Annotated in this window: 23 protein-coding genes and 1 pseudogene; 3 read left to right on the plus strand and 21 right to left on the minus strand. The window is 52.9% G+C overall.

The window, feature by feature from the left end:
- Nucleotides 1-4: 4 nt before the first annotated feature.
- The 8 genes and pseudogenes from AC0YNU_RS07295 to AC0YNU_RS07330 form a co-directional block, all read right to left on the minus strand.
- On the minus strand, nucleotides 5-1,327 hold the full coding sequence (locus AC0YNU_RS07295; RefSeq protein WP_475754745.1) for an LLM class flavin-dependent oxidoreductase: 1,323 nt from the start codon (nucleotides 1,325-1,327) through the stop codon (nucleotides 5-7).
- Between the two features lie 140 nt (nucleotides 1,328-1,467).
- Nucleotides 1,468-2,418: an ABC transporter substrate-binding protein gene (locus AC0YNU_RS07300; RefSeq protein ID WP_475754747.1), complete on the minus strand. Its 951-nt coding sequence runs from the start codon at nucleotides 2,416-2,418 to the stop codon at nucleotides 1,468-1,470.
- 29 nt (nucleotides 2,419-2,447) lie between these two features.
- Complete coding sequence (locus AC0YNU_RS07305) at nucleotides 2,448-3,098, minus strand: ABC transporter permease (protein ID WP_475754749.1); 651 nt, start codon at nucleotides 3,096-3,098, stop codon at nucleotides 2,448-2,450.
- A gap of 54 nt (nucleotides 3,099-3,152) precedes the next feature.
- A pseudogene (locus AC0YNU_RS07310) lies at nucleotides 3,153-3,887 on the minus strand (ABC transporter ATP-binding protein); the annotation flags it as partial.
- Between the two features lie 332 nt (nucleotides 3,888-4,219).
- Nucleotides 4,220-4,954: an IclR family transcriptional regulator gene (locus tag AC0YNU_RS07315; protein WP_475754752.1), complete on the minus strand. Its 735-nt coding sequence runs from the start codon at nucleotides 4,952-4,954 to the stop codon at nucleotides 4,220-4,222.
- A gap of 185 nt (nucleotides 4,955-5,139) precedes the next feature.
- Nucleotides 5,140-5,952, minus strand: a complete 813-nt coding sequence (locus AC0YNU_RS07320; RefSeq protein ID WP_475754754.1) for a DUF427 domain-containing protein — start codon at nucleotides 5,950-5,952, stop codon at nucleotides 5,140-5,142.
- A 228-nt stretch (nucleotides 5,953-6,180) separates the two neighbouring features.
- Nucleotides 6,181-7,302 (minus strand): NADH-dependent flavin oxidoreductase, encoded by a 1,122-nt coding sequence (locus AC0YNU_RS07325; protein ID WP_475754756.1) that lies wholly within the window; start codon nucleotides 7,300-7,302, stop codon nucleotides 6,181-6,183.
- Nucleotides 7,303-7,405: 103 nt separating this feature from the next.
- Complete coding sequence (locus tag AC0YNU_RS07330) at nucleotides 7,406-8,128, minus strand: DsbA family oxidoreductase (RefSeq protein WP_475754758.1); 723 nt, start codon at nucleotides 8,126-8,128, stop codon at nucleotides 7,406-7,408.
- A gap of 293 nt (nucleotides 8,129-8,421) precedes the next feature.
- On the opposite strand from AC0YNU_RS07330, the gene AC0YNU_RS07335 reads away from it, so the two are divergent.
- Nucleotides 8,422-8,949, plus strand: a complete 528-nt coding sequence (locus AC0YNU_RS07335) for a TetR/AcrR family transcriptional regulator (RefSeq protein ID WP_475754760.1) — start codon at nucleotides 8,422-8,424, stop codon at nucleotides 8,947-8,949.
- A gap of 101 nt (nucleotides 8,950-9,050) precedes the next feature.
- Here AC0YNU_RS07335 and AC0YNU_RS07340 read toward each other — a convergent pair whose 3' ends face one another.
- Complete coding sequence (locus AC0YNU_RS07340) at nucleotides 9,051-9,788, minus strand: SDR family oxidoreductase (protein ID WP_475754762.1); 738 nt, start codon at nucleotides 9,786-9,788, stop codon at nucleotides 9,051-9,053.
- A gap of 220 nt (nucleotides 9,789-10,008) precedes the next feature.
- On the opposite strand from AC0YNU_RS07340, the gene AC0YNU_RS07345 reads away from it, so the two are divergent.
- Entirely contained in the window at nucleotides 10,009-10,590 is a 582-nt protein-coding gene (locus tag AC0YNU_RS07345) for a TetR/AcrR family transcriptional regulator (RefSeq protein ID WP_475754764.1), read from the plus strand.
- A 74-nt stretch (nucleotides 10,591-10,664) separates the two neighbouring features.
- Here the strand turns inward: AC0YNU_RS07345 and AC0YNU_RS07350 are convergent, their stop codons facing one another.
- From AC0YNU_RS07350 to AC0YNU_RS07405, 12 genes are all read right to left on the minus strand, one after another.
- Nucleotides 10,665-11,939 carry a sensor histidine kinase gene (locus tag AC0YNU_RS07350; protein WP_475754766.1) on the minus strand — a complete coding sequence of 425 codons (1,275 nt, stop codon included), beginning with the start codon at nucleotides 11,937-11,939 and terminating at the stop codon, nucleotides 10,665-10,667.
- 6 nt (nucleotides 11,940-11,945) lie between these two features.
- Nucleotides 11,946-12,647: a response regulator transcription factor gene (locus tag AC0YNU_RS07355; protein WP_475754769.1), complete on the minus strand. Its 702-nt coding sequence runs from the start codon at nucleotides 12,645-12,647 to the stop codon at nucleotides 11,946-11,948.
- Between the two features lie 204 nt (nucleotides 12,648-12,851).
- Complete coding sequence (locus AC0YNU_RS07360) at nucleotides 12,852-14,099, minus strand: DHHW family protein (protein WP_475754771.1); 1,248 nt, start codon at nucleotides 14,097-14,099, stop codon at nucleotides 12,852-12,854.
- A 17-nt stretch (nucleotides 14,100-14,116) separates the two neighbouring features.
- The gene (locus AC0YNU_RS07365) at nucleotides 14,117-15,526 is read right to left on the minus strand and encodes an MBOAT family O-acyltransferase (RefSeq protein WP_475754773.1); all 1,410 of its coding nucleotides are present in this window, start codon (nucleotides 15,524-15,526) and stop codon (nucleotides 14,117-14,119) included.
- Between the two features lie 236 nt (nucleotides 15,527-15,762).
- Complete coding sequence (locus tag AC0YNU_RS07370; protein ID WP_475754775.1) at nucleotides 15,763-17,001, minus strand: ATP-binding protein; 1,239 nt, start codon at nucleotides 16,999-17,001, stop codon at nucleotides 15,763-15,765.
- A 77-nt stretch (nucleotides 17,002-17,078) separates the two neighbouring features.
- Nucleotides 17,079-17,852 (minus strand): SDR family NAD(P)-dependent oxidoreductase, encoded by a 774-nt coding sequence (locus AC0YNU_RS07375; RefSeq protein WP_475754777.1) that lies wholly within the window; start codon nucleotides 17,850-17,852, stop codon nucleotides 17,079-17,081.
- A gap of 131 nt (nucleotides 17,853-17,983) precedes the next feature.
- Complete coding sequence (locus AC0YNU_RS07380; RefSeq protein WP_475754779.1) at nucleotides 17,984-18,625, minus strand: hypothetical protein; 642 nt, start codon at nucleotides 18,623-18,625, stop codon at nucleotides 17,984-17,986.
- A 347-nt stretch (nucleotides 18,626-18,972) separates the two neighbouring features.
- Nucleotides 18,973-19,452 carry a carboxymuconolactone decarboxylase family protein gene (locus tag AC0YNU_RS07385; protein ID WP_475754781.1) on the minus strand — a complete coding sequence of 160 codons (480 nt, stop codon included), beginning with the start codon at nucleotides 19,450-19,452 and terminating at the stop codon, nucleotides 18,973-18,975.
- A gap of 68 nt (nucleotides 19,453-19,520) precedes the next feature.
- A complete protein-coding gene (locus tag AC0YNU_RS07390) occupies nucleotides 19,521-20,000 on the minus strand; it encodes a carboxymuconolactone decarboxylase family protein (protein WP_475754783.1) in 480 nt (159 codons plus the stop codon).
- 258 nt (nucleotides 20,001-20,258) lie between these two features.
- Entirely contained in the window at nucleotides 20,259-21,254 is a 996-nt protein-coding gene (locus AC0YNU_RS07395; protein ID WP_475754785.1) for a cation diffusion facilitator family transporter, read from the minus strand.
- A 209-nt stretch (nucleotides 21,255-21,463) separates the two neighbouring features.
- On the minus strand, nucleotides 21,464-22,855 hold the full coding sequence (locus AC0YNU_RS07400) for a sialate O-acetylesterase (RefSeq protein WP_475754788.1): 1,392 nt from the start codon (nucleotides 22,853-22,855) through the stop codon (nucleotides 21,464-21,466).
- A gap of 102 nt (nucleotides 22,856-22,957) precedes the next feature.
- Nucleotides 22,958-23,329: an ArsR/SmtB family transcription factor gene (locus tag AC0YNU_RS07405; protein ID WP_475754792.1), complete on the minus strand. Its 372-nt coding sequence runs from the start codon at nucleotides 23,327-23,329 to the stop codon at nucleotides 22,958-22,960.
- Between the two features lie 213 nt (nucleotides 23,330-23,542).
- On the opposite strand from AC0YNU_RS07405, the gene AC0YNU_RS07410 reads away from it, so the two are divergent.
- Entirely contained in the window at nucleotides 23,543-25,780 is a 2,238-nt protein-coding gene (locus AC0YNU_RS07410; protein WP_475754796.1) for a heavy metal translocating P-type ATPase, read from the plus strand.
- Nucleotides 25,781-25,865 lie beyond the last annotated feature (85 nt).

Raw genomic sequence — 25,865 nt, forward strand, 5'->3', positions numbered from 1 at the left:
TCGTTCATCGGGATTGGACTTTGGCGTAACGGCTCGCGGGACGCTGCAGGCCGAGATGGTCGCGCAGCGTCGTGCCGGCGTACTCTTGGCGGAACAGTCCCCGGCGCTGCAGCTCCGGTACGACGAGATCGACGAAGTCGTCCAAGCCGCCCGGCAAGTGCGGAAACATGACGTTGAAGCCGTCCGCCGCGCCGGAGAGGAACCACGCTTCGAGCTGATCCGCGATCTGCGACGGCGTGCCCGCGATGCCGCGGGAATTGACGCGCTTGTACAGCTGGCGTATCGTCAGCGGCTCGCGCTCCAGCAGCTGCAGAATACGCGTGAGGCTGCTCTTGCTCTGGTTGAAGCCCTCGACCTGAGGAACGTACGGCAGCGGTTCGTCGAGCGGATATCCGGATATATCCCGGCCCAGATAATGCGATAGCAAGTCAAGCCCCAGCCGCTCCGGCGTCAATTCCTCGACGATCGCCAGCCGCTCCTTCGCTTCTTCCTCGGTCCGTCCGATAATCGGCAGCACGCCGGGCAAAATCTTCAGTTCATCCGGCGAACGGCCGTATTTGGCCATGCGGCCTTTGATATCATCGTACAGCGCCTTGCCATCCGCTACCGTGCCGAACGGTCCGAACGCCGAACCCGGTGCGAAGACGACCTCGGCGGAGGCGGCGGCCAGCTCCTTGCCCGCTTCCGACGCGCCAGCCTGAATGAGCACGGGGTAACCTTGCGGCGGACGAGAGACGTTCAACGGGCCTCTCACCGCAAAATTCGCCGATCGATGATGGAGCGTATGCAGCTTGGCCGGATCGGCGAACGTTCCCTCGCCTTTGTCGAACAGCAGCGCATCGTCGTCCCAGCTGTCCCATAATCCTTGCGTGACGTCCACGAACTCGCCGGCGCGGCCGTAGCGGTCGGCGTGCCGGGGATGCTCATCCTTACCGAAGTTGCGCGCTTCTTCGTCCGTTTGCGACGTCACGATATTCCAGCCCGCCCGTCCGCGGCTCAAATGATCCAACGTCGCCAGTTTGCGGGCGATATGATAAGGCTCGTTGTACGTCGTCGACACCGTCGCCGCGAGCCCGATCCGGTTCGTCACGGCCGCCAATGCCGAGAGCAGCGTAAACGGTTCCGGACGGATGCTGTTCGATTGCACGACGCCGGATTCGAACCGGTCCCACACGTAGAGTTCGTCCGCGTAGAAGAACATGTCGAACTTGCCCCGCTCCGCCGTTTGGACGACATGCTTGTAATACTCGAAATCCATGAGGCCTGCAGCGTCCGCCTCCGGATGCCGCCAGCTGGAAATATGCTCGCCTGCCGGAAAATACATCATGGCGCCGAGCGCCATTTGTCGCTTTTGAACTCGTGCTTGATCTCCTGCTTGATCTCGTGCTTGATCTCGTGCTTGATCTCGTGCTTGATCACGTTCTTGCTCACGTGCTTGATCTCTACCCATGCTTCACACCTGCCCTGTTATTTTTTAAGCAGCCCTTTGCTCAACAGCCATTCCTTCGCGACGTCGATCGGCGGACGCTTTTTCAACTCTACTTCGCCGTTCAGCTTTTGCATGCCGGCATCGTCGATGGTTCCCGCGAGCTTGTTGATGACGTCTTTGAGCTCGGGGTGTTTCTCCAGCGTCGCTTCGCGGATGACCGGGATCGCGTAATACGGCACGAATACGTGCTTGTCGTCCTCGAGCACGATGAAATTAGCGGTCGGGATTTTGCTGTCCGTCGTATACACGGCCGTAACGTCGATCAGGTTTTGCTCGATAGCTTGGTAGCCGAGCGATGCGTTCTGGATCGTCTTCGTTTCCTTGAATTTCGGGCCATACACCTTCTCGACCAGCGGCCACGTATCTTCGCGCTTGAGAAACTCCTGACTCGTGCCGAAGACGATCTCTCCGGCATGAGCGGCCATCTCCGAGGTGGTCTTGATGTTCAGCTTGCTCGCGACCTCCTTGCGCAGCACGAGCGCGTATGTATCGTTGAAGCCGATTTGGTCGAGAACTTCGATCTGGTTCTTCTCCTTCAGCTGCTCCTTGACGACGTCGTAAGCTTTCTGCGGATCGTATTCGGGCTTGGCTTTCAAGATGTTCAACAGCGCCGTGCCGGTATATTCAACGTACGTATCGACATCTCCGGCATCGATCGCCTTCCACAGCAGGTTGTTGTCCAGCGTCGTTACTTTGGTCTTCAGCTTCGTATTGTCTTCGATCAACAGCTTGATCGCGTTGGCCAGAATATCGGATTCCGCAAAGCCTTTGGTCGCGATCGTAATCGTATCGTCCGCCGAGGACGATGCGGACTCGGATTTGCCGCAGCCCGCCAGACTCGTAATCAACGCAAGCGCCAGCCCTCCCGTTAACACTCCTTTCCGCCAGGCACTGCCTTTTCTCGACCCGTTCGTGTACGATTTCTCCATCTCCCTGTTCCCCTCTCGCATTCTCTTATTTATTGTTTGGTATAATGTCGCAAGCCTTTCGGCGTTAAAGCCCGATTCAAGCCCAGCAGCAGCAAGTTGACCCCGATAACGAGCAGCGACACCGGTATGGCTCCTTCCATAATGGTGGTCGTATTGATCATGGAAATGCCGCGCGTGATGATATCCCCTAGACCGCCAGCCGCGATGTACGTGGCGATGGTCGCCAGGCTGATCGTCTGCACGGCAACAAGCCGGACCCCTGCCATGATGACGCCGCGCGCGATCGGCAGCTGCACCATCCATAGAATTTGCCAGCGCGTCATGCCCATGCCCGTGCCTGCTTCGATGAGAGCGGGATTGACGCCGCCGATGCCGACGTACGTATTTTGCAGAATGGGCAGGAGCGAATACAGCGTCAGCGCGATGATCGCCGGCTTCGTCCCGATACCGACGAACGGAATCATGAAGCCGAACAAGGCCAGGCTCGGAATCGTCTGGATGACCGATACGACGGTAATGACCGCATTGGCTACTCTTCGGTAGGCCGTCAATGCAATGCCGACCGGGATGGCGATAAGACAGGCGATCAGCACCGATACGAACGACAGCCGGAAATGCTCGCCCGTCTTCTGCACGATGAGCGGCCAATCGGCCTGCAGGGTGTTCCATATTTGATCCATGAACGTTCTACTCCTTTCGGGCGGCTTGTTTGCTTAAATGCTGTATTGGCTGAACCGTTCGGCACCCAGAAATTCGCGGACGAAATGTCCGGCCGGCTGGTCGAGCAGCTGCGCCGGGGTGCCCTTTTGGATGATGCGCCCCTCCCGGAGCAGCACGACCTGATCCGCGATCTTCAGCGCTTCGTCGATATCGTGGGTCACGAACACGATCGTTTTCTTGACCCGTTCGTTCAGCTTGATCAGCTCTTTCTGCAACTGTACGCGGCTGATCGGATCGAGCGCGCTGAACGGCTCATCCATTAGAATGATGGAGGGGTCTGCGGCGAGCGCGCGGGCAACCCCGACGCGCTGCTGCTGTCCGCCGCTCAGCTCGTGCGGGTACCGGTCGCGGAAACGAATGGGGTCGAGTCCGATCAGCTCGAGCAGCTCATCCGCGCGGGCGTTGAAGCGCTGCTTCTTCTCGCCTTTCAGGCGCGGCACGACCGCTATGTTCTCGGCGATCGTCATATGCGGGAACAGCCCGATCTGCTGGATGACATAGCCGATATTCCGCCGCAGCGTGACGGGATCCTGCTGCGATATGTCCGCCCCTTCCACGAAGACGCTGCCCGACTCCGGTTCGATCAGCCGGTTGATCATCTTGAGCAGCGTCGTCTTGCCGCAGCCCGACGGGCCGATGATCGTGACGATCTTGCCGGTTGGAATGACCAGTTCGAAGCCGTCCAGCACGTTGCCGGAACCGTAGTTTTTCGTCACCTTCTTGAACTCTACTGCTGCGCTGTTGCTCATGGCGTTCCCTCCTTTCTCGAAATTCTCATTATACGGATTGATTTAGTCAGATTTATAAGCGCAAATGAAGCCTCTGTCCCTCCTTCTGGACGTGTCGTCTCCGTCTATCGGAGACTTGCTTGCGGCCATGGATTGGCGAAGAAGCAAGCTTCGGCTGTTCCCGGACAACGAAAAAGGCCTCATCTTCCCCTTCGGGAAAATGAGACCTCCAAACGTCAGGTTGGTCTCTGAATTATTACATTGTGATAATGATATCTTGTAATTCAATATTATTATGAATCCCAAAGGCTGTCAATCATTATTTGCAAGTGATTTGGTCGGAATTAGCGGAATCAGTTTCCCAGCCTTCTCGACAACCGTTCGGAGGCCTCGAGCAATAAACCCGTCATCCTGTCGTCGTATTCGGCATTGCTGCGAAAGTTCGGTCCCGCGATGGATAAGCTCGCCACGATCAACCCGTGCGCATCGAGAATCGGCGCTGCCATGGCGAATATATCGGGATCCACTTCGCCGTGCGTGATGCTGCAGCCCCTGGACCGGATGAGGTCGAGCTCCGTCTTCAGCTTCGACTTCTTCGTCTCGGAATCGAGCGTTTCCATGACGCTTCCGATCGTCCGGTCGTTCTCGTAGGCGAGAATGCATTTTCCCGAAGCGCCCGACGTGAGCGGCAATACGCGGCCGTTCTCCACGGCGAATTGCAGCAAGCCCTGGCTTCTGACGTTTTGGATGCACACGCAGTTCAGCCCTGTCCGCACGAACAGCACGGACGTTTCCTGCGTCAGGGCGGTCAGCTCCTCCATGATGGGGAGGGCGAGCGGCAGCAGCTCCCGGTGCATCTGGTGGCTGAGGCTCCTGGCTAGATCCAATATGCGCAAGCCCAGGCCGATCTGGCTTTTGCCGCGTCTCTCGACGATGCCATTCTGTTCGAGCGTCTGCAGAAAACGGTAGGTCGTGCTCTCCGGAATGGATACCTTCTCGGCGATCTCGCTTACGGACAGCGTATCCTGCGCTTCCGATAAGGCAAACAAAATGTCCAGCGCCCTGTTCAACGTCTGTGTTCCGTTCATTATGATCCCCCTAGTTCATGTCGCTCGGCAATTCGTTTCTATTATATCGGAAGTTTCATGCCGTACATAGTATCGTACGCGATGCCGCGCATCCCCCATAAAAATAAAAAAGACTTCCCGCGATCAGGTCAGTCCGATGGAATGAATTCAGTTATGTCGCTATCGTGCCGCCTGCGAATCCGAACTTATGCGTGTACCGGCTTGATTTCATTGGCGTTAAAGAAGTCGAGCGCCGAGAGATGCCAGGTCAAATCGCCATCGCGCTCCCCGTCGATATACGTCTCAACCCGTTCGTTATAGAACGATAGCAGTCCTTTGATTTTCGGGATTTCGGGAATCGGATCGGCATAGCTCCACACGATATTGTCATGCGTCTTGCCGTCGATTTCCGCGTTCCAGTAAGAAGCCTCTCCTTTATAAGGGCAGCGCGTCCGATGTTCGGTTGCCGTCAGCAAATCCTGGCGGATATCCTCGATCGGCAGATAGTATCGTACCGGCAGGCCGGTCTCGAATACGATGACGGGGCGGCGGCTCTCCGCGACGGTAACGCCGTCGATCACGACGCGAACATGGCGGGAGCTTTGCAGCGCGTCCACGCGTTTGTACGGATCGCGGGGATGCACGAAGATTTCTTCGTTTTCCTCGAACCACGCATCGACCTTATTCCAATAAAAGGCTACATAACCTTTGATCGCTTCGGAAGGCGCGATCGCCTCCTGATAGCCCCACACCGCGTTCTCGGATATCCGGCCGTTCGCCTCGATATTCCAGTACGACGCATCGCCCTTGTACGGGCAATAGGAGCCATGATCGGAGGGCACGAGCAGATCCGTTCTAACGTCCTCCAGCGGAAAATAATAGACAGGCAGATGGCCGCGTTCATGCAGCGTCAGTACCCGCTTGCTGTCGGCGATCGTTTCCCCGGCAAACTTCACCCGCACCCGCCGCGGATTGGCGTCGATTTGAATAACCTTCTTCGTGCTCGCATTCATGCTCATCCTTTGAACCTCCTCTGAATTTTACTATCATATTTAAGTAACTGATTATCACAATGAGATAATAACATGGAGATGATGGGATTTCAATATTATTCCGACTATTTTGATCGAAATTAATTCAATAACCATACTCTCCATTGAACTTGGTGGTGGTTCAGTCCCCAGGTATGACAAAAAGCCGCGATTTACGCGGCTTCCAAGATCATCATAGTTCTTGTCAGATTACCATTAAACGACCGGGAACCATCCAGGAACGTTAATCAGCATGTTCCACATCGCATCCGGGATCACCAATTCTTGCTGCGCCGTTCTCGGCAAGGTCGTTCGGATCTCGTTTTCTTGATCGCTTAACACCTTCTCGACCCATTTCGGTTCCATAATGATCGCATGCCCCAAAGCCAGTAAAGGCACGCCAGCGTCCAGCGCTCGACTAACATCTTCCGGAGAAGATAATCCTCCGACCCCGATTACGGGTACACGATTCCCCACCCTCTCTTGGATCAGCAGCACGCGCGATTGTCGATCATCCTCATCCCGCATCGATCCCTCCCAGAAACCTCTCACGGAGACATGAACGTAGTCGAGGTGCTGTTCCGCCAGGACGTCAGCCAATCGAAGCGTGTCTTCCATCGTTATCCCCGGGTTTTCTCTTTCTTCGGGCGACAGTCTGTAGCCGACAATGAACGGCGTCTTCGCATGCTCGGCAACCGACTTCTTCACGCTTTCGATTACGGCCAGAGGAAATGCCATCCTATTCTCGATCGTCCCTCCCCACCGGTCGGTTCTGCGATTGGAATGGGGAGAAAAGAATTGTTGCAGCAAGTACGTATTGGAGCCTTGAATCTCAACGCCGTCAAAACCTGCTTCGATGGCTCTGCGAGCCGCTTCGCCGAACGCATGGATCGTGGCTTCAATATCTTCCTCCGACATCACTCTTGGAACAACCGAGCCTGGACGTTCCGAGGCAATGCCGCTGGCGCTGACAGGCTGCTTGCCGTTATTCAATTCCGGCGAAGCCATCCTGCCCGCATCGTAGATTTGTAAAATCGCTTTCGCTCCTTGTCCTTGAATGGTACCCGCCAGTTTTCTCAGTCCCGGAATCAAGGCATCGTCATCCGCGCCGAGTTCGTTGCGAAAAGCAGTTCGTTCTGGCGATACATGGCTGCTCGCCGTAATAACCGCGCCCACGCCGCTTGAGCGCTCGCGATAATAGGCCAGTTCATGCTCCGATACGCCCCCGTCCTCAAGTGAGGAAGAGTTGGTCATCGGCGCCATGATTACGCGATTCTTAAGCTGTACGCCCGAAGGGAGCATAAACGGTTGAAGGATAGGTTTATTATTCGGATGCATATGATGTTCTCCCCTTGTAGTTAAATAAGTTGTGATCCGTTGCCGGAGTTGCTTCAAGTGTTTCTATTACGTTGGTCCGCGCTTGGTCCACGCTTGGTCCACGTTATATCGCGCAAGTACCATCCACTCCGCAAACACCGCCCTCGGAATCGCCGAGCGAATGGGTGCCAATCATCTGCAAGGGATGCTCGTCTCTCCACACTTGCTCAAGCACTTCCAAGAACGCGCTGCTCGTCCTGATCCCGGATACGGCGAACTTATCGTTGAAAATATAGAACGGAGTGCCTGAAATCCCAAGCTGCGTGCCATATTGCCGCTCTTTCTTCATCGTGTCCTTGTATCTATCGCTTCCCAGCATAGCAAGAACTTCTTGGCTATCAAGGCCGCTCTCGCCCGCAAGCTTGGCAAGCGTATCGTGATCGCCGATATCCAACGAATCGGTGAAGTAAGCTTTATAAACCCGCGACAACCACGCTCCGGCTTTTCCCGATTCTTGGGCATAGACGGCGACCCGAAGCGCATCGGACGTATTGGATGGAATCAAGGTGTCGAGATTATAATCAAGGCCATTGTCTTTCGCCATTCGGATCACCGCTTTATTGCTTTCCCTCACGTAGTCGGCAGTCATGCCGCCGCCATGAATTTCGGCCGTCCAAGCATAGTAGTCTTTGCCGGTACGGCTCGGCGCCTGAGGGAATAGCTGAAACGGCCGATACACCACTTCTACTTCAGCCCGATGCTCGAATTGTTCCAACGCTGCTTCCAAATTCGTTTTGCCGATATAGCACAGCGGGCACATCACGTCCGACCAGACCTCTATTTTCATGACTTCTTCGCCTCTTTCCTCTGATTGGCACAGCTGAGGGGCTCTCAGTCTGCCTTTAAATTGTCTAGATAGTCAACAACAGTTGATTAGTTGACATCTATTGATTATCATTATAGATCACCCGCATTATTTCTCAATCGCTAATCGATTCGATTCTGTACACTAATCAACAGATCAATTACGTCTGTTCATCATCATTTCAACAAAAGGAACGGTGACGGTACGCCATGCCTAAAGTCGATCGAAGAATCCTCAAGACCAGGGAAGCGATCCACGCGGCGCTGATTGCGCTCATGTCCGAGAAAAGCTTCGAAAACATTACGATCAACGACATCTCGGAAAGAGCCAATCTAAACCGGGGGACGTTGTATCTCCACTATTCGGACAAATACGACTTGCTCGACAATTGCATCAAAGATCATTTGCGCACGATGCTGAATTATTGCACCTTAGCGAAATCTGGCGAGGCAAGCATCCCTATCATTCAGTCTCCGCTGCCATTGTTGCAATACATTGAAGAGCACTTCGCGTTTTACTCCTCCATGTTAAGCAATAAAGGAATCACTTGTTTTCAAGAACAGCTGAGCTTGATGGTGAGAAATGGAATTCGCGAGCGATTGAACATCGGAGACATCCAACAAGAAGATAACAAGCAAGTTATCGTGCAATACATGGCCTCTGCCTTTGTCGGAGTCGTGGAATGGTGGATTAAGAATGGGATGCCCTTGTCTCCGCAAACGATGGCGGAGCAATTGCAGGACATCTTCGAGAAGAATGTTGCCCTCGCAATAAATCATGAACGATATGAAAAAGGAGAATAAATGAAAAAGCCAAATAAGCCTGCGATGATCGCGGGCTTATTCGGCTTCTCGGCAATTAATGAAAACAATCGACAATGCCGCCTAGATGAAATAAAGAAGGCTTACAATGCGGTTGGCCTAACCATGATCTCGCTGATCAGCGTATCGTCAGGTTCATTGATGGCGAACGCGATGGCTCTCGCAATGCTGGCAGGAGAAATCCCTTTGCCGCTTAGCTGACTGGCGAATGCCTGCACCTCCGGGCTCGTAATGGTGCCGAACAGCTCGGTATTCGTCAGACCTGGCGCGATCACGGTCGATCGAATCCCCGAAGTCGGGGATTCTTCGAGGCGCAGTCCCTCCGAGATGGCTCTGACGGCGAACTTGGTCGCTGCGTACACGGCCGATGTCGGAGAAACCTGGTAGCCGGACGTTGAGGAGAGATTGATGACGTGACCGGACTGCTGCTCCCGCATGACGGGCAATACCGCCGCGATTCCGTAGAGAACGCCTTTGATGTTCACGTCGATCATTTGATCCCATTCTTCGATGCGCAATTCATTCAGCCTGGAGCTCGGCATGACCCCTGCATTGTTCACCAGGACATCGATTCGGCCATACGTATCTAAAGTAAACTTGGCCAAGCGCTGCATATCCGACGCTGAAACGACATCGGCTTTTATGGAAACAGCCTCTCCGCCGGCTTCTTTAATGTCATTTACTATCGCGTGCAGACGCTCTTCTCTTCGTGCAGCCAATACTACTTTCGCGCCGTTCTGGGCCAGCAGCTTCGCTGCCGCTTCTCCGATTCCGCTGGAGGCTCCCGTAATAATGACTACTTTATTTTGCACGTTTTCCATAGTTGCATGCTCCTTTAATTCGCTTATTTTTTGAGGACTCAGAGGTACTGGATGAAGTTCAAATTATATACGTTATCTAACACATGTTGAATATTTAACGGCCGTTGATTAATATTATAAACAGAAGCACCAACTACTCAATGGTTGATCGATGCGTATATGTCTCATATCCAACACCAGCCTCAAAACTGTTGATTAACTGCCGGAGGTAACGAACCCTATGGAACCCGTTGTTAAAACCGACCGCCGCGTACTCAGAAGCAAGCAGTCCATTACGAAGTCGTTTCTCGAGCTTTTTGCGGAGAAGGATTTCGAACAAATCACCATCAACGAAATCGCGGCACGTGCCAACGTGAATCGCGGCACCGTCTATTTGCATTACACCGACAAATACGACCTCTTGGATAAATGCATCGAAGATCACATCAACGAACTGATCTCGCTGTGCAAGAACCGGGAGAACACGGCGGAAAACCAAGGCATGGTGCAGGATCCCAAACCGGTATTCGATTATTTCCATGCGCATTTCGCGTTTTTTTCTGCTATGTTTTCCAATCAACGGGCCTTTCTATTCCGCGATCAACTGCTGAATTTCATATCGAACAGTCTTATGCTGAAAATGGAACGACCGGACAATGTGCCCGTCATCGACCATGAGCTGAAAGCCCAGTTCATGGCCTCCGCGTTCATTGGCATCGTGGAGTGGTGGATCCGCCAGCAAATGCCGCATTCCACGTTGTTCATGGCCGACCAGGTCAGGCAATTATTCGAGAACAATCACGTTTACTCGGAGCTTCATTGATCATTTCATGCTAACTAGAATCGTCGTTGAATGAGAAAACGGCAGCCGTCATTGGCTGCCGTTTTCTACGCTTATCACATGTATATCGTGTGCTCCGTTTCAGGCGTCTCGATCTCTGCGTCAACGATCACCGGGAACCGCGTCTCGAACATGGTTCTCTTCGGGTTGCTCATCGCCGTTATCCTTCCGCCGTGCTTTTCGACGATGCTCTTGGTGATGGCGAGACCGAGTCCCGTCCCCCCGGTCGACTTGGACCGGGAGCGCTCCACGCGATAGAAACGGTCGAATATGAACGGTAAGTCGCGGGACGGAATCGGCTCGCCGTAATTAATGAACCGCACGATCGCCCAACCATCTTCGCGGTGAACGGTAATATCGATATCCCGCCCTTCGGCCCCGTATTGGATGGCGTTCGCGATCAGATTCTCGAAGCTGCGGACGAGCAGGTCGCCGTCGGCCATGATGAACAGCTCTTCCTCTTCCGCTCGGATGCGGCAGGTGACCTCGGCCCGTTCTAGAATGGGGACGAACTCCTCGGCAAGTTGCCGGAGAAAGCCGACGAGGTCCAGCTTGACCGGTTGGATCGGAAAGCCGTTGTTCACCCGCGTGAACTCGAACAGCTCGTCGATCAGCTTCTTCAGGCTGAGCGACTTCTCATAGGCAATATTGACATAATGACGCAGTTCCGTCTCGTCCCGGTAACGGTCCTCCTCGATGACCTCGAGGAAGCCGATGATCGAGGTGAGCGGCGTTCTCAGATCGTGGGATACGCCCGTGATCAAGTCGTTCTTGGACTTCTCCGCATTCCGCTCCTCCTCGATGGAACGGCTGAGCTGGGAAGCCATCCGATTGATGCTGTCCGCCACGCGGGCAAGCTCTCCGGATTGGACGGGAATCGGGCTGTCGAACCGCCCTTCCGCGATTTCATCCAACCCGGTTCGGATGGACGCCATATACGTATCGAGCCCTTCCGTCATCTTGTTGATGCTGTCCGCGATCGCGCCCAGCTCGTCCGAGGTCCGCACCGGAATTTCCAGATCAAGCCGGCCGTTGCCGATCTCCTGCAAGGCCATATCGATTTCCTTCAGATAGCGGACAGTTCCTCTCGCGAACAGGTAGTACAGAAGGACGAACAAGATAACGCCGGCTGCGGCCATGATCGGCCTTGAGCCTACATGATTGATCAGCCAGGGAAGCGGCCAGAACAGCAGCGTATTCTCGTACAATAAATTCACCAGCTGCCGGAGCACATACAGGAGCGCAAGGGCGGCAACGATGCTCCAGAGCATCGTAACCAGTAATTTAGTACGCAGGGAATAAAACCGTCCAAGCTTCGTATGGATTCCCATTCCTCTTTAGGCGCCTCCCATTTTGTAGCCGATGCCCCATACCGTCTTGATGTATTGGGGGTTTCGGGGATCGAGCTCGATTTTTTCGCGGAGCTTCCGAATATGAACCATCACCGTATTTTTGGATTCCATGTACTGCTCCTTCCAGACTTCCTCATAAATGCGATCCATGCTCAGCACGATGCCGCGGTTGACGGCAAGCAGCTTGAGAATGGCGAATTCGCGCGGGGTCAGCTTAATTTCCCGTTGATCCTCGGTTACGGTATGCATCGCGATATTGATGGCCAGATTGTCGATGACGATCTCGTTCGGATTGTCGGCCGCCCGCTTGTCGAAGCGCTTATACCGGCGGAGCTGGGATTTGACGCGAGCCATCAGTTCCAACGGATTGAACGGCTTGGTTACGTAATCGTCCGCGCCGATGCTAAGGCCGGCGATTTTGTCGATGTCCTGGCTTTTGGCCGACAGCATGATGATCGGCGTATCGCGCTCCTCGCGGATGTGCATGCAAGCCTCGATGCCGTCCAGTCGCGGCATCATCACGTCGAGGATGATCAGGTCGACGGCGCTTTTCTGCAGGATTTCGAGCGCCTCCAAGCCGTCGGATGCCATGAGAAGCTCATAGCCCTCGTTCTTCAAATAGATCTCCATAAGTTTGATGATTTCTTTCTCATCGTCGACGATGAGGATCGTTTCCGTTGCGGACATAGCTACCTCCGGATAATGTTGGCTTGAGCGCGGCAGACTGTTCAGCCTCCGCGTGTCATTTTAGCAAATATACCATATAAACCTTCCAGCTTCGAAACTCGCGGAAGACGAAACGAGCGGCATTCTCCAGGACTGGAACGCGAGTAGGAGCCGACTCTTCCGTCGACTCCTGCTTGCGATCGTATGCACGTTAAGAGCCGGCACTCATTTTGCGGCTGCATGACCGGTCTTGTCGTTCAACAGCTTCGCCATGCCCGTTGTGCGAGCGGCCGTGGAGCTGCTCAGCACCAAAACATCGGTAATGCGGTGTTGGCTGATGAAATCCGTCAAGCTGCCCTCGTAATAACGGAGATCGACATAATCGATCGTTTCGAAATGCGGAAGCAGGAACGGAATCATTGCATTGGCGTAGGAATCCTTGACGACGACGAGCCTTTTACCGTTACCGGCACCCGTTGTTATTTCTCCCCATGGGTAATCTCCATTCATGAAGACGGAATAATAGCCGCTCGTCTTCGACGCATAATGAGGATCGACGACCTTCAGGTTAAGGGACTTTCCGGTTGCCGTATGTGCCGTGTACGTATAATCCAGATCGGGCCGATAATACGTAATCGTATCCGGATGCGCCTTGAGTTTGTCGCTCAATGTTTCTTTGTACGCCGAGCCGAGGAACCCTTTAACCGTTCCGGTCTTGTATTGATCCAGCGGCACCGGCTGTTCACCCATCGTCTTCATCAACTCGGCATACGCGTAGTACGCTCCGAGCGCGGTCCAGTGATGATCGGTGCGGAAGAAGATATCTTCCTTACTGTGCTCGTCCAACGCGCCGTAGGCATCGACCACGCTGATCTCCTGATCGAGCTGTTCGTCGATATGGGCGAAAGCCTCCTGCTGCGAATCCGACATCGCCCTATAGGTCTCGTTATCCATGAAGGCAGCGGAATTCGGGGCTAGCATGGAATACATTTTGACGGCCGGGTCGACGGCTTCCCTGAGCCGGTTAAGCGACTTCGCATACTGATCCGCCGCATCGGCCGAATAGTCGAACAACGTGATGGCCCGATCCTTCAAGATTAAATATTTGACGGCGTTCTTGTTCACGACCGCGCTTCCCGCTCCCCCGTCTCCATCGCCGAGGTCTTCTCCGGTGTTGTCCCCGCCCTGCTCGACGATCGAGGCGCCGTTCGATTCGGGGATGCCTTTCAGCTCCTTCAAATTCGAGCCCAAGTGAAGGAACGATTCGCGGAAAGCGAAATGGTCGGAGAAATAATCGTCTACCTTGCGCGCATACTCGCCATTGAGCAGTCCCCTCACGCTGAAAGCCGGTCGTTGCGCGAGCTCCCTCTGTTCCAGGTCGGATACGCTATGCGAGCGTGCGTGCAGCAAATTCACGGCACCGAAGCCGAACACTACGATTAAAAACAAACCGAGATTTACTTTGACGTTCATTGCTATTCCCTCTTCCATCAAAATCGGTAATAAAGAAACGGGTTATATGTGCTTCCGACAAGCATGGTCGTGGAAACAATCAGAAGCGCGATGTTGAGCAGCTGCGCTCCAACGACCGCCATGCCGGCATGAAGACGCGGGAAAAGTCTGGTCAATCGGCGCAGCAGCCATTTCGTAACCGGCGTCGATGCAACGATCGCGGCGGCGAACAGCAGCAGATTTTCTTTGAAATAGATGTGCAGCTCCGGCGAGGCGAACTCGCGATGATACAGCCCGAACATCGTCAGCAGCGCCTTGACCGCGTCCTTCAAATTCGTGAAATAGAACCAGACCCAGCCGACCAGCATCGCGACCGTTGCATAGCCATGGGCGACGAACGCCGGCGCTTTGGCCAGCAGCTTCCCGAGCCACAGGTTCTCCATGAAAATCAGCGCCCCGAAGTAAAGTCCCCATATAATGAAATTCCAGCTCGCTCCGTGCCAAAATCCGGTCAAGAACCAGACGATGAACAGATTTCTCACATAAAATTTGCGGTTGCCGCCCAATGGGATGTACACGTAATCGCGGAAGAAACCGCCAAGCGACATGTTCCATCGGCGCCAGAATTCGCCCGCGGATTTCGAAACGTACGGATAATCGAAGTTCTCCCGAAGCTCGAAGCCGAACATCTTGCCGAGGCCGATCGCCATGTCCGAATACCCCGAGAAGTCGAAATAAATTTGCAAGGCGTACAAGCTGATGCCGAACCAGATACCGAGCACGGAGGCGGAATCCGCACTGGGCTGAAGCATCTGCGAAGCGACTTCGCCGAGCAGGTTGGCGAAGATCACCTTCTTGCCCAGGCCGATCGCGAAACGGGTAATGCCTTCGCTGAATCCGGCCATCGACACCGCGGGGCGCTCGATCTGACGTTCGATGTCGGAATAACGGATAATCGGTCCCGCTACCAGGTGCGGGAAGAAAGAGACGTAGAGCAGAATTTTCTTCGGCGACCTTGGTGCCGTGATCGCGCCTTTGTACACGTCGGTTAAGTAACAAATGATTTCGAAGGTAAAAAACGAAATTCCGATCGGAAGCGCGACTTCCGGGCGGGGAAGGTCGATCGGCAAGAACGCGTTCAGGTTGTCGACGAGAAACGCTGCATATTTGAAAAAGCCCAATAGTCCGATATTGACCGCGATTGCCGTAATATATAACGCTTTGGCCAGCCATGTGGCCCTGAACCTCTCGATGCCGAGCGCAAACAGATACCCCGCCATGGCTGCTGCCAGGAGCAGCACGATCCATACGGGCTCTCCCCACGCATAGAAAGCAAACGAAAAGAGAATCAAAATCCAAATCCGGTAGGACGCGCACTTGAAGAGGTAAAACGCAATGAGCAGGGCCGGCAAGAATAGATACAGAAAGATTAAGCTGGAAAAAACCATGGTCTGAACTCCTCTCGTTTATGTAACAAGTAGGAGTATAGAGGAGAAAGCTTAACGCGCGCGTCTCGCAATTCTTAACAAAAGCTTATCGTTTGCTTATCATTCTCCGCACCGGGTGATTGCCCGCCGGACCATGTCCGTCGCATGCGGCAAAACGCAAAAAAGGCCGCGGTTTACGCGGCCTTGCCATTGCAGCTTATATTCGGAAGAGCGAGTCACGCGGGTCGGCTAAAGCGCTAAGCTAAGGGCAAGGTGATCACGTAAGTCGTGCCCGCCCCCTCCTTGCTCTGAACCTCGATATGACCGTTCATTCCGTCTATGATGCTGAATATAACCATGGTCCCTAACCCCGTGCCTTTGTCCTTCGTTGAATAATATGGCGATCCCAGCCGGTTAAGCTGTTCCTTGTTCATGCCTACGCCCGTATCGCGGATGGTTATTTTTACGGTACGGGAATCATCGTCCGTGCTGTATTTTAGGGTTAATGTTCCCCCGTTAGGCATGGCTTCGATGCCATTCTTGCCGATATTGATTAAAGCTTGCCTAAATTTTGCCTGGTTGCCATAGACCGCAGCGCTCGAATCGAATTCGGTGACGATCTCCACGTTTTGCAAATTGGCATAAGAGCTTAAGATTTGAAATGCTTTGACTAACGCTTCTTCAAGCTCGATGGCTTCAAGCTTTTCATTTTGAGGTTTGGCCAGCGATAAATAATCGGAAATAATGGATTCGGCCCGATCCAGCTCCTCCAACGTTATCGCGGAGAATTGCTGGCGTTTGCGATCGCTTAAGGTTGGATCCGCAAGCAATTGGATGAAGCCCCTGACGGAGGTTAAGGGGTTTCGGACTTCATGGGCGACGGATGCCGCAATCTCGCTGACCACCCTCATTTTTTCCACTTTAATGATCTCTTCCTGGATTTGAATATGATTACGAATCGTCTCGATCATAAACACGAGCATGACCGCCAGCGTACATTGCACGAGTATGATGGGCAGATTGGGCAAGTACGACGATACGAAATAATCTGTATTCCCCAACATTAGCGCATATAGATTGACGACCGTCGTACGTAAGAAGAAGCATATTCCAAATACGAGGAACATTCTCTTCTTTGCAGTGGCTTTCTCATAGATTCTGAACAAGAAACAAAGCAGCAGGAAAGTCGGTAGAAGCGCGATGATGTAAGGCAGGATATCGATGCCGCCCAATAAAAATCGGTATACGATAAGACTTCCGAATAACAGGAGCGATGCGTATAAGCCGCCGTACAAGGAGCCTATTATCAGAGGAACTCCTCTTAGGTCCAGCACCGAGTTGAACATCTTAACGGGGAACGTCATCGTGATGATCAATGGGACAAGAAACAGCAAGTAAACGAAGAATGGATTCTTGTATTTATAGAAAGGACGGTAAAAAATCAAAGGCAGGAAAATAATAAAGGCATTGAGGAATAAGTCTGAATGAAAGAGCATGCGTCGGAGGGTCCTCTCATAAGGGCTTAGCTTATCTTTCTAGAAAGATAAGCTATTTTCCTTCACCCTCGGCGAGTTTATTTTGACGTGTAGATCGGAGCCCCCAGCGGTGCCGAGCGCGCTCCCCCGTCAACGGTAATTTCGGCTCCCTGCACGTAGGACGAATCATCGGAAGCCAGGAACAGGACAGCAGCGGCGATTTCCTCCGGATCCGCCATCCGGTTAAGCGGGATCGTACGCGCCTGCGAGGCTTCCAGCTTCGCGGTTTCTTCAGCGGTCGACTTGTTCCAAATCGGCGTGCGCGTAGCGCCGGGCACCACCGTGTTTACGCGGATGCCGCGCGGAGACAGCTCAGAGACGAACACTCTTGCCATGCTGCTGACGGCGCCTTTGCTTGCCGCGTAGGCAGCTCTGTGCGATGCGCCGTCCGTAGCGCGCGTAGAGCCGGTTAAGATGACCGATGACCCTGCTTTCAAATGCGGCAGCGCGGCTTGAACCGTGAAGAAGGCGCCGGTTACGTTGATCTTAAGTACTTCCTCGAATACGGCGAGCGTCGTGCCTCCTAGCGGCGTAGCTGAAGAGATGCCGGCATTCGCATAAACGATGTCCAGCCCGCCGAAGGCTGCGACCGCTTCGGCAACCGCGTTCTCCATGCTTGCCGGATCGGCTGCATCCGCCTGAACCGCCAGGCTATTCGAGCCGAGTTCTTCCGCCACCGAGTTCAACGTCGTTTGATTCCGGCCCGTAATGACGACCTTCGCGCCTTCGGCAATGAACAGCTTCGCGGTCGTCAACCCGATTCCGCTATTGCCTCCCGTAATCAGTGCCACTTTCCCTTCAAGCTTTCCCATTCTCCCGCTCCTTTTGAATCGATATGCAACCCGTATCGCTACCGTTTTATCATGATTATTTGGCAGCGACTTTATCCCAACATGCCAAAAAAGCCGCGATTTACGCGACCTTAATCAGCTATCGTTCGGCTTCATCCAATTCTGGCGCCTTCAAAACGGGTTGCGAATCCGCTTAACGCCCAACCGCTATCCCCATTCGGCTTGGTAAAAACCTCGACTCTGTCCTTCGGCTTCAAATTAATGATGCCGGAAGCGGTAATTATGCCTTGCTTAGGGGTGAACGCTTCGCGATCCGAGATGCGCGGCACATTATTAATCCGGATTTGGAGCTCCATCGATACCGGCGTAAGCGTATGCTGTTCAAACGAAACGCTCGCCAATAGCGAGTATACGCCGGGCTGCTTGGGACGGAAGATCGATATGGACGAATTGTATTCATTAAGTAGATCCAATTCTTCGACTTGGTATTGCACTTTCTGGAACTCGCCCTCCGTTAACGTGAGATTGGCGCCGGAGAGTGCGCGGAACGCCGATTTGCGTCTTTTCGCCGTCGTCGGGCAAACCCATTTCTTCTTGCAGATTCGCCGCTTCCTGCACGAGCAGGCTTTGCAGGATACCGTTAGTTTGGTGCCGCATGATTTATTGGGCATGGACTTTTTGGCGTTGAATGGATTGGAGACGGACTTATTGGCGATGGAATATTGGGAGACGGAAGATTTGGAAACAACCTTGTTGGCGATCAGCTTCTTTTCCCCGATTCTTCTAATGGCCATACTTCTCCTCCTATTATTCTATCATCCTTCATTCTATGGAGGAGCGTTCAAATAATAGCGGTACTCGCCTGCCAGCTATAAAAAGGGCTAATTCAGCTTTATATGGCGTTGAAGATGCTACGGGATCGGCTTCGATATCCGGAAGGTCGAAACGACTGCAGCGTGGTCGGGCATATGGAGCATACCGTCTTCGATCGCCTAAGCCTAGTAAATATACGGAAATCGAATGCCAGAATACGGAACCTTATCGTTTGCGGAATAGAAAAAGGAGCTGCCGCCGCAGCTCCTTCTTGTTGCCCTTTATCCTATTTCTCTCTTGTTGGCTCTGCTTCTCTACGTGCAGCCGGTTAGTTCAAACCCGCTTTCGTCAATCCGAACGCAGCGTCAGCCGAACCTGGTGCGGTCGTGAAGCCAATATTGATGCGGTTCCAAGCGTTGATGGTCATGATGGAGAACGTTAGGTCCGAAATTTCCTTCTCCGACAATTGTCCGCGAACGCGGTCGTACAATTCATCAGGCACGCCATGCTCAGGCAGATTGGTCAAAATCTCGGTCCAAGCCAGCGCTGCGCGTTCACGCGGGCTAAACAGCGTCGATTCCCGCCAAATCGAGAGATGATAGAGACGAAGCTCGCGCTCGCCATGGATCTTCGCTTCCTTCACATGCATATCCAAGCAGAATCCGCAGCCATTCAGCTGCGATGCCCGAATGTGGATTAGATCGCGAATGCTCTGTTCAATGCTGCTATCGTTCTCGGCGCCGCTAAGTTCCATCAGTTTCTTGAAAAATTCCGGCGATTGCTGCATGTAATTGATTCGTTGCGTCATGATTGTATACCTCCGTTTTATGATTCGTTCATTCTATTGTGACAAGGGCGTGCGGTTCATTCTTCCGGTTAGCTCAAGCCCGCTTTCGTCAGTCCGAACGCCGCGTCGGCAGAACCTGGTTCGCTCTTGAAGCCGATGCTGATACGGTTCCAAGCGTTGATGGCCATGATGGAGAAGGTCAGATCGGAAATTTCTTTCTCGGACAAATGTTCGCGAACGCGGTTGTACACTTCGTCAGGCACGCCGTGCTCAGGCAGCTTGGTCAGAATCTCGGTCCAGGCCAGCGATGCGCGCTCACGCGGTGTAAACAAAGTCGATTCCCGCCAAATCGAGAGGTGATAGAGACGAAGCTCGCGCTCGCCGTGGATTTTAGCTTCCTTGACATGCATGTCCAGACAGAATCCGCAGCCATTCAATTGCGATGCCCGGATGTGAATCAGATCGCGGATGCTCTGTTCAATCGCGCTTTCGTTCTCGGCTCCGCTAAGTCCCATAAGCTTCTTAACGAACTCCGGCGATTGCTGCATGTAATTTACTCGTTGTGTCATTCGTATATCCCTCTCTCTTCTGTTGTATTTGTGTTCTTGCCTCAGCGTTTCAGCGCTTCGGACATATAACGAGACAATCAATATTTTTGTGACACGAGCACGACCATTTCTTTAGATTGGCATTCACGATAGCCAGAATCCGCATAGTTGATACTTGCGCAGATCATAATAGCCATAATAGCCATAAGGTCATCCTTGTCGTGCTTCTCCACCGCCATGGGAAACAAAAAAAGGACTGTTTGCACAGTCCCCTCATCGTTAAACGTTCGATTTCAGCCTGTCGGCCCTCCAATTGGTCACGCCATTATCTTCAATGATGCCAATCGTGACATCCGTAATATCCGCATCGTCCAGCAGCCTGCTTTTCACCTTGAATTTAATATCGTCCGCATCGGCCAGCGATAATCCAGGGGTTAATTCAATAAGACCTTCGACGTGGTAATATCGGCCTTCTTGAAGAATGCGCATTTGATAAATATCCGTCACCTTCCGATGGGAAAATATGATATTCGCGACTTTTTCTTCGATTTCCGGCGGAGCGGCGACTCCGATTAACCCCATCATGTTGTCATACCCTACCCTGAACGCAACGGCTACCATTAGCAATCCAATGAGTACCGTCGATATTCCGTCCAGAAGCGTAAAGTTGGTTACGGAAGTTACGACAACGGCGATCAAAGCCAGGAAGGCGCCTGTCGTTCCGACTAAGTCTTCGTAGAAGACCAAGCGCGTCGGCGGAGCTGCCCGTCCGACATTACGAAAGGAAGCAGCCACGATGCCAAAGCCTTTCGCTTCTACGCGCGCTTCATGGACGATTTCTTTCATGGCTTTCACCAAGACATATCCATCTACGACAATGGACAGGAGCAATACGATAAGGTTCAGCCAGAACCCGTGCGATTCTGAGGGATGCGATAACAAATGAAACCCTTCTCGAATGGTTTCATAGGCCATGACCGTTACCACGATAACGGCGATCATGCAGAACAGGTTAATCACTCGGCCGAATCCGGACGGGAAACGCTTCGTAGGTTGCTTCTCCGCCAGCACGCTTCCGGCAAATACGAAAGCCTGGTTAATGGTGTCGGCAACGGAATGCATCGTCGACGCGAACATGGCCCCGCTTCCGGTTAAACCGGCAGCAATGCCTTTCATAATCGCGATACCCGCATTGCCGATTGCTGCGCTTGCCGAAGATGTGTTGCCTTTTTTCAAGATCTTCCAAAAACGGATTCGACTTTCGCCTTCTTGCATTTCGGATATTTCCTCCTAGTGTATGGTTAAAAAGCAGTGCCTGTCTTAGAGAAGTTATACGCAGAGCGGCGGAAACTGTTTCAATCTTCCTGCACATGAATCATGAACCGAAACTCGCCATAACAAAAAGCCGCATCGCTGCGGCTTCTTCGTTCATTCGTTCTTATGAGATTCCATATCTAATTTCAGCACGCCATTACAGCGCTCAATCACAGCACACGTTGACCATAGAAAGCGAGAATAGGCATATACGTTCCGGAATCGAGCGGCAGGAAGCTCGAGGGATTCATTTGGTAAGCCCCGTGCACGAACGTTTCGCCCTCTGCGGCTCTAGCCAGCGTCAAGGTAATTTCGCTGCGTCCGGTTATTTGCCAGCTGCTGATTTCGATATCGCCTATTGCGTCCTCGACTGCGAACACTTGAGATACGGGACCGATGGGCAACAGGTAACCGGATACGTTTGCGAATTGCAATCGAATGCTTGGGCGATCATCGATTGCCGTGCATGCCGCTGAAGCGAGGGAAGGCGCTTCCGTATGTAAATTTGCTTGCTTGTAGACATGCGCCAATGCCGTCTTGCCCATTCTCTCTCCAATGATCATATTCCCCGCCGGACTATTATGAATACCGTCAGACAATGGACAGTCCAAGGCCGGTATGACATAAACGTGAGGCAGGGTCAGCGCTGCTTGGCGCTGCGCTTCCCGCACGCGTCCCCAGGACCGGTCGACTTCTTCCGTTGCCGAATCCGTGCAGCGATTAAGCTGTACCGTCAGGACCGGCAGTCTTTCATCGTTCAGCTCGCGGCGCCAGTATCGCACGGTGTAATCGAACCGTTCCAGGTAGCTGGCCGAGTCCGCCGGCGAGCAATCCGAACAGCCCTGATACCAGAGAATCCCGCGCACCCTGCCGCCGACGGATGCGATGCTCTTCATCATATTGCGATGCAGGACGCCATCCTCGTCCGGATTCCAAGCATTTAACGGAGAACCTCCCAATGCCGTCTGTACCAAGCCGATCGGGATGCCTGCCTCCTTGTGCACCAGTTTGCCAAACGCCAGGAAGGGAGAATGGCCGGGATTCGCTCGTTCCCGATTCTCGAAATGAATCGAAGCCGTCGATTCGTTGAAAGGATGCGAAGCCAAGTCCCAGTGTCCGTTATTGCGAAGCAAATGGATGCCCGGTTGAGGCGCATCCCGGAACGGGCCTTTCCCGTAGCCGGCCGCATTGCTTTGCCCTGCTATGACCCATAGATCGCCGATCCCGATATGATGGACCATATCGCCGCGAATGGCCCACTCCAAGGCCGGTTGCTGATCAAGCTGCAGACACGTCTTCAGCCGGTACAGCCCGCCTTGGGGAATTGCGTTCAAGGTGAGTTCCCATGCCTGCCCGGCTACCATGTTTGCTGGCTGCCAAGCAAGAACCTCTCTGGCATCCTCTTCGCTTACTATGCGAGCATAGACTTGCGCGGCCGTGCATGTTTCTTCTTCGCCAATCGCCCAGATCCCGGATAACGCGATGCTTCCGAGACCGTCAGCCTGCTGAATAATCGCCCAATGCTGCGGACCCTGTCGGATAATCGCTCCGATTTGATTCATTTGGCTATCACAATCCTTTATCGTAGAGTTCACTCTACTTCTCCGTCTTTCCTGAATAATCCTCTTCGTTTCCGTCGAAAGTCCCCAGCAGCGTTCATCACATTATTCGTGCTTCAAGTGCTGCAAGGTCAGAACAAAGATCTGTTCGATATGCGAATCGTCAAGCGAGTAATAAACCGTTTTTCCTGATTTCCTTCGTTTCACGATTCTTAAATTCCGTAAGTATCTTAATTGATGCGAGATGGCCGACTGCCCCATTTCAAGCAGAACGGATAGGTCATGAACGCATAATTCGTTGATTAATAAGGCGCCGATCAATTTAACGCGCGTGGGGTCGCTCAGTGCTTTGAATAACTCGGCTAATTCGTAGGCGGAATGCTCATCAACCATCTTTTGTTTAACCATGGACAAATCCGTCTCTGTTCCGTCGCAAGTATTGTCGCACATGTCTATGATTTGTTTTTCCAATTCCATCGTACATCACCTTTGACAACACATTTTTTCAATAAGTATAGCAAGTTAATCGCTTTTCGAAAAGCTTACGATCTAGGCTGACTTCCCTCACAACACCTCGCGTTTCCAACATAAGATAACATATGAACAGATACTCATAAATGGATTGACTTTCACACCGAACAACTTTAATATATGAGCAAGTATTCACATGTTATCGGGAGATGATCATGGATGATCGAATATCGCGTTAAAGGTCTGTCCTGCGGAAATTGCGCGCGCGAGCTTGAGGATGAAATCCGTCGATTAGAGCACGGCGAAACAGCGACGCTCAGCTACAATAGCGGCAAGCTGCAGGTGGATGAACGCGTTTCGTTGGATCGAATCAGGCATATTCTCAAAGCCGACCGCGCCTATATCGAGACTCCGATCGCGGACGCACATGAAGGACATGAGCATCGTCATGGACATGATCATGCACATGAAAACGGTCATAACCATGATCACGGTCATAGTCATAATCACGGTCATGATCACGATCACGGTCATAGTCACAAGCATGGTCACGATCACGGTCATGGTCACGATCACGATCATAGCCATGGGAACAAGAAAATCATTGGATACCTTGCCGTTTCTACCGTTCTTTACTTAGCGGCAATTCTGATGGACGGCCGTTCGGCAGCCTCCACTGTCATCCTGCTATACCTGATCGCGATTGCATTGAGCGGATATACGACCTTCTTCAAGGGTCTCAAGAACCTCCTGAAGCTGAAATTCAACATCGACACGTTAATGACCATCGCGCTTGCAGGCGCGGTAGCGATCGGCGAATGGAAGGAAGCCACTTTGGTCGCCGTACTGTTCGGCATCAACGAGCTGCTTGAAGGGCTTGGCATGGAGAAGGCCCGGCGTTCCATGGAGACGCTGTTGAAGGTCGCGCCCAAGGAAGCCACCATGATCGTGAACGGCGCCGAAAAGGTTGTTCCCATCGGGACGCTTGCCATCGGCAACGTAGTCGTCGTCAAACCGGGAGAGAAAATCCCATCCGACGGAACGGTCACGGCAGGCAAAAGCTCGGTGAACGAAGCGGCTATAACGGGCGAATCTCTGCCCATCGATAAAGCCGAGGGCGCAGCGGTATTCGGGGGAAGCATCAATAATGAAGGCGTATTGCACATCCGAATCGATAAAGCTTATCAGGATTCTTCATTGGCCAAGATCCTCCATCTGGTGGAAGAAGCGCAGGAAACCAAGACGCCGACGGAACTATTCATAAACAATTTCGCTAGATATTACACGCCGTTGATCATGATCATAGCTGGATTGGTTATCGTCGTTCCCCCTCTCCTGCTTGGAGGCGATTGGTCAGACTGGTTGTATCAGGGCCTTGCCGTGCTTATCGTCGGCTGTCCTTGCGCGTTGATCTTATCGTCTCCGATCGCGATCGTCGCCGGAATTGCGCGTAATGCACGTAACGGTATATTGGTGAAAGGCGGCGTATTCCTCGAGCAATTAGGCAAACTGGATACGTTGGCGTTCGACAAAACCGGAACGTTAACGAAAGGCGAGCCGTATGTCGAGGAAGTGATCGTCTATGACGAGAGCAGGCTGCTGCCTATAGCGGGAGCCATCGAGAAAACTTCTTCTCACCCGCTTGCCAAAGCGATCATGAAGCACGTGGCAGCTTCAAACGTCAGCTTTAACGATGCCGATGATATCGAAGCCATCTCCGGTCAGGGCATCGTCGCCACGTACGAGGGCAATAAATACTGGTTAGGCAACGAAACAAGCATGCAGCATCTAGCAATCCCTGCCGATGTCAAAGCCACGATCGAACTATTAAAAGAAAAGGGTCTTACATTGGTTCTTGTGGCAAGTGAACATCATGTTCTCGGGATGTTCGGACTATCCGATGAGATCCGCGAGGAAAGCAAATCCGTTATCGCGGCCTTGCATAAGAACGGTATTCGCCATACCGTCATGCTCACGGGCGATCATCGGAAGACGGCTGAGAAAGTGGCCCACGCGGTCGGCGTAACGGAGTACTTCGGCAACCTTCTCCCGGAAGATAAAGTCGCCAAAGTGAAGGAGCTAGCCAAGCAAGGCACGGTAGGCATGATCGGCGACGGCATAAATGATGCCCCCGCTCTCGCTTCCGCGCAGATCGGAATTGCCATGGGCAAAGGAACCGATAGCGCGATCGAAACCGCGGATGTCGTATTGATGCAGGATCACCTTGGCAAGCTGCCCGAAGCGATTCATGTAGCCCGCCTCGTAAATCGCGTCATTCGCTTCAATATCGGCGTGGCGATGGGGCTGAAGCTGCTTGCCTTGCTGCTTACGATTCCCGGTTGGTTGACCTTATGGGTCGCTATTCTATCCGACATGGGAGCAACGATCTTCGTTACTCTCGTCAGCCTGACGATCTTGATTCAGAATAAAGCGAAGACCCGGCACTCCCTTCGATGATCGTCGGTCTTCATTGTTCCACGATCTCGCTTTAACGAACAAGAGCAGGCGCCGAAGCGCCTGCTCTTGTTCGTTATTTTCGCTA

It is taken from the genome of Paenibacillus sp. J31P316, from assembly GCF_056269105.1.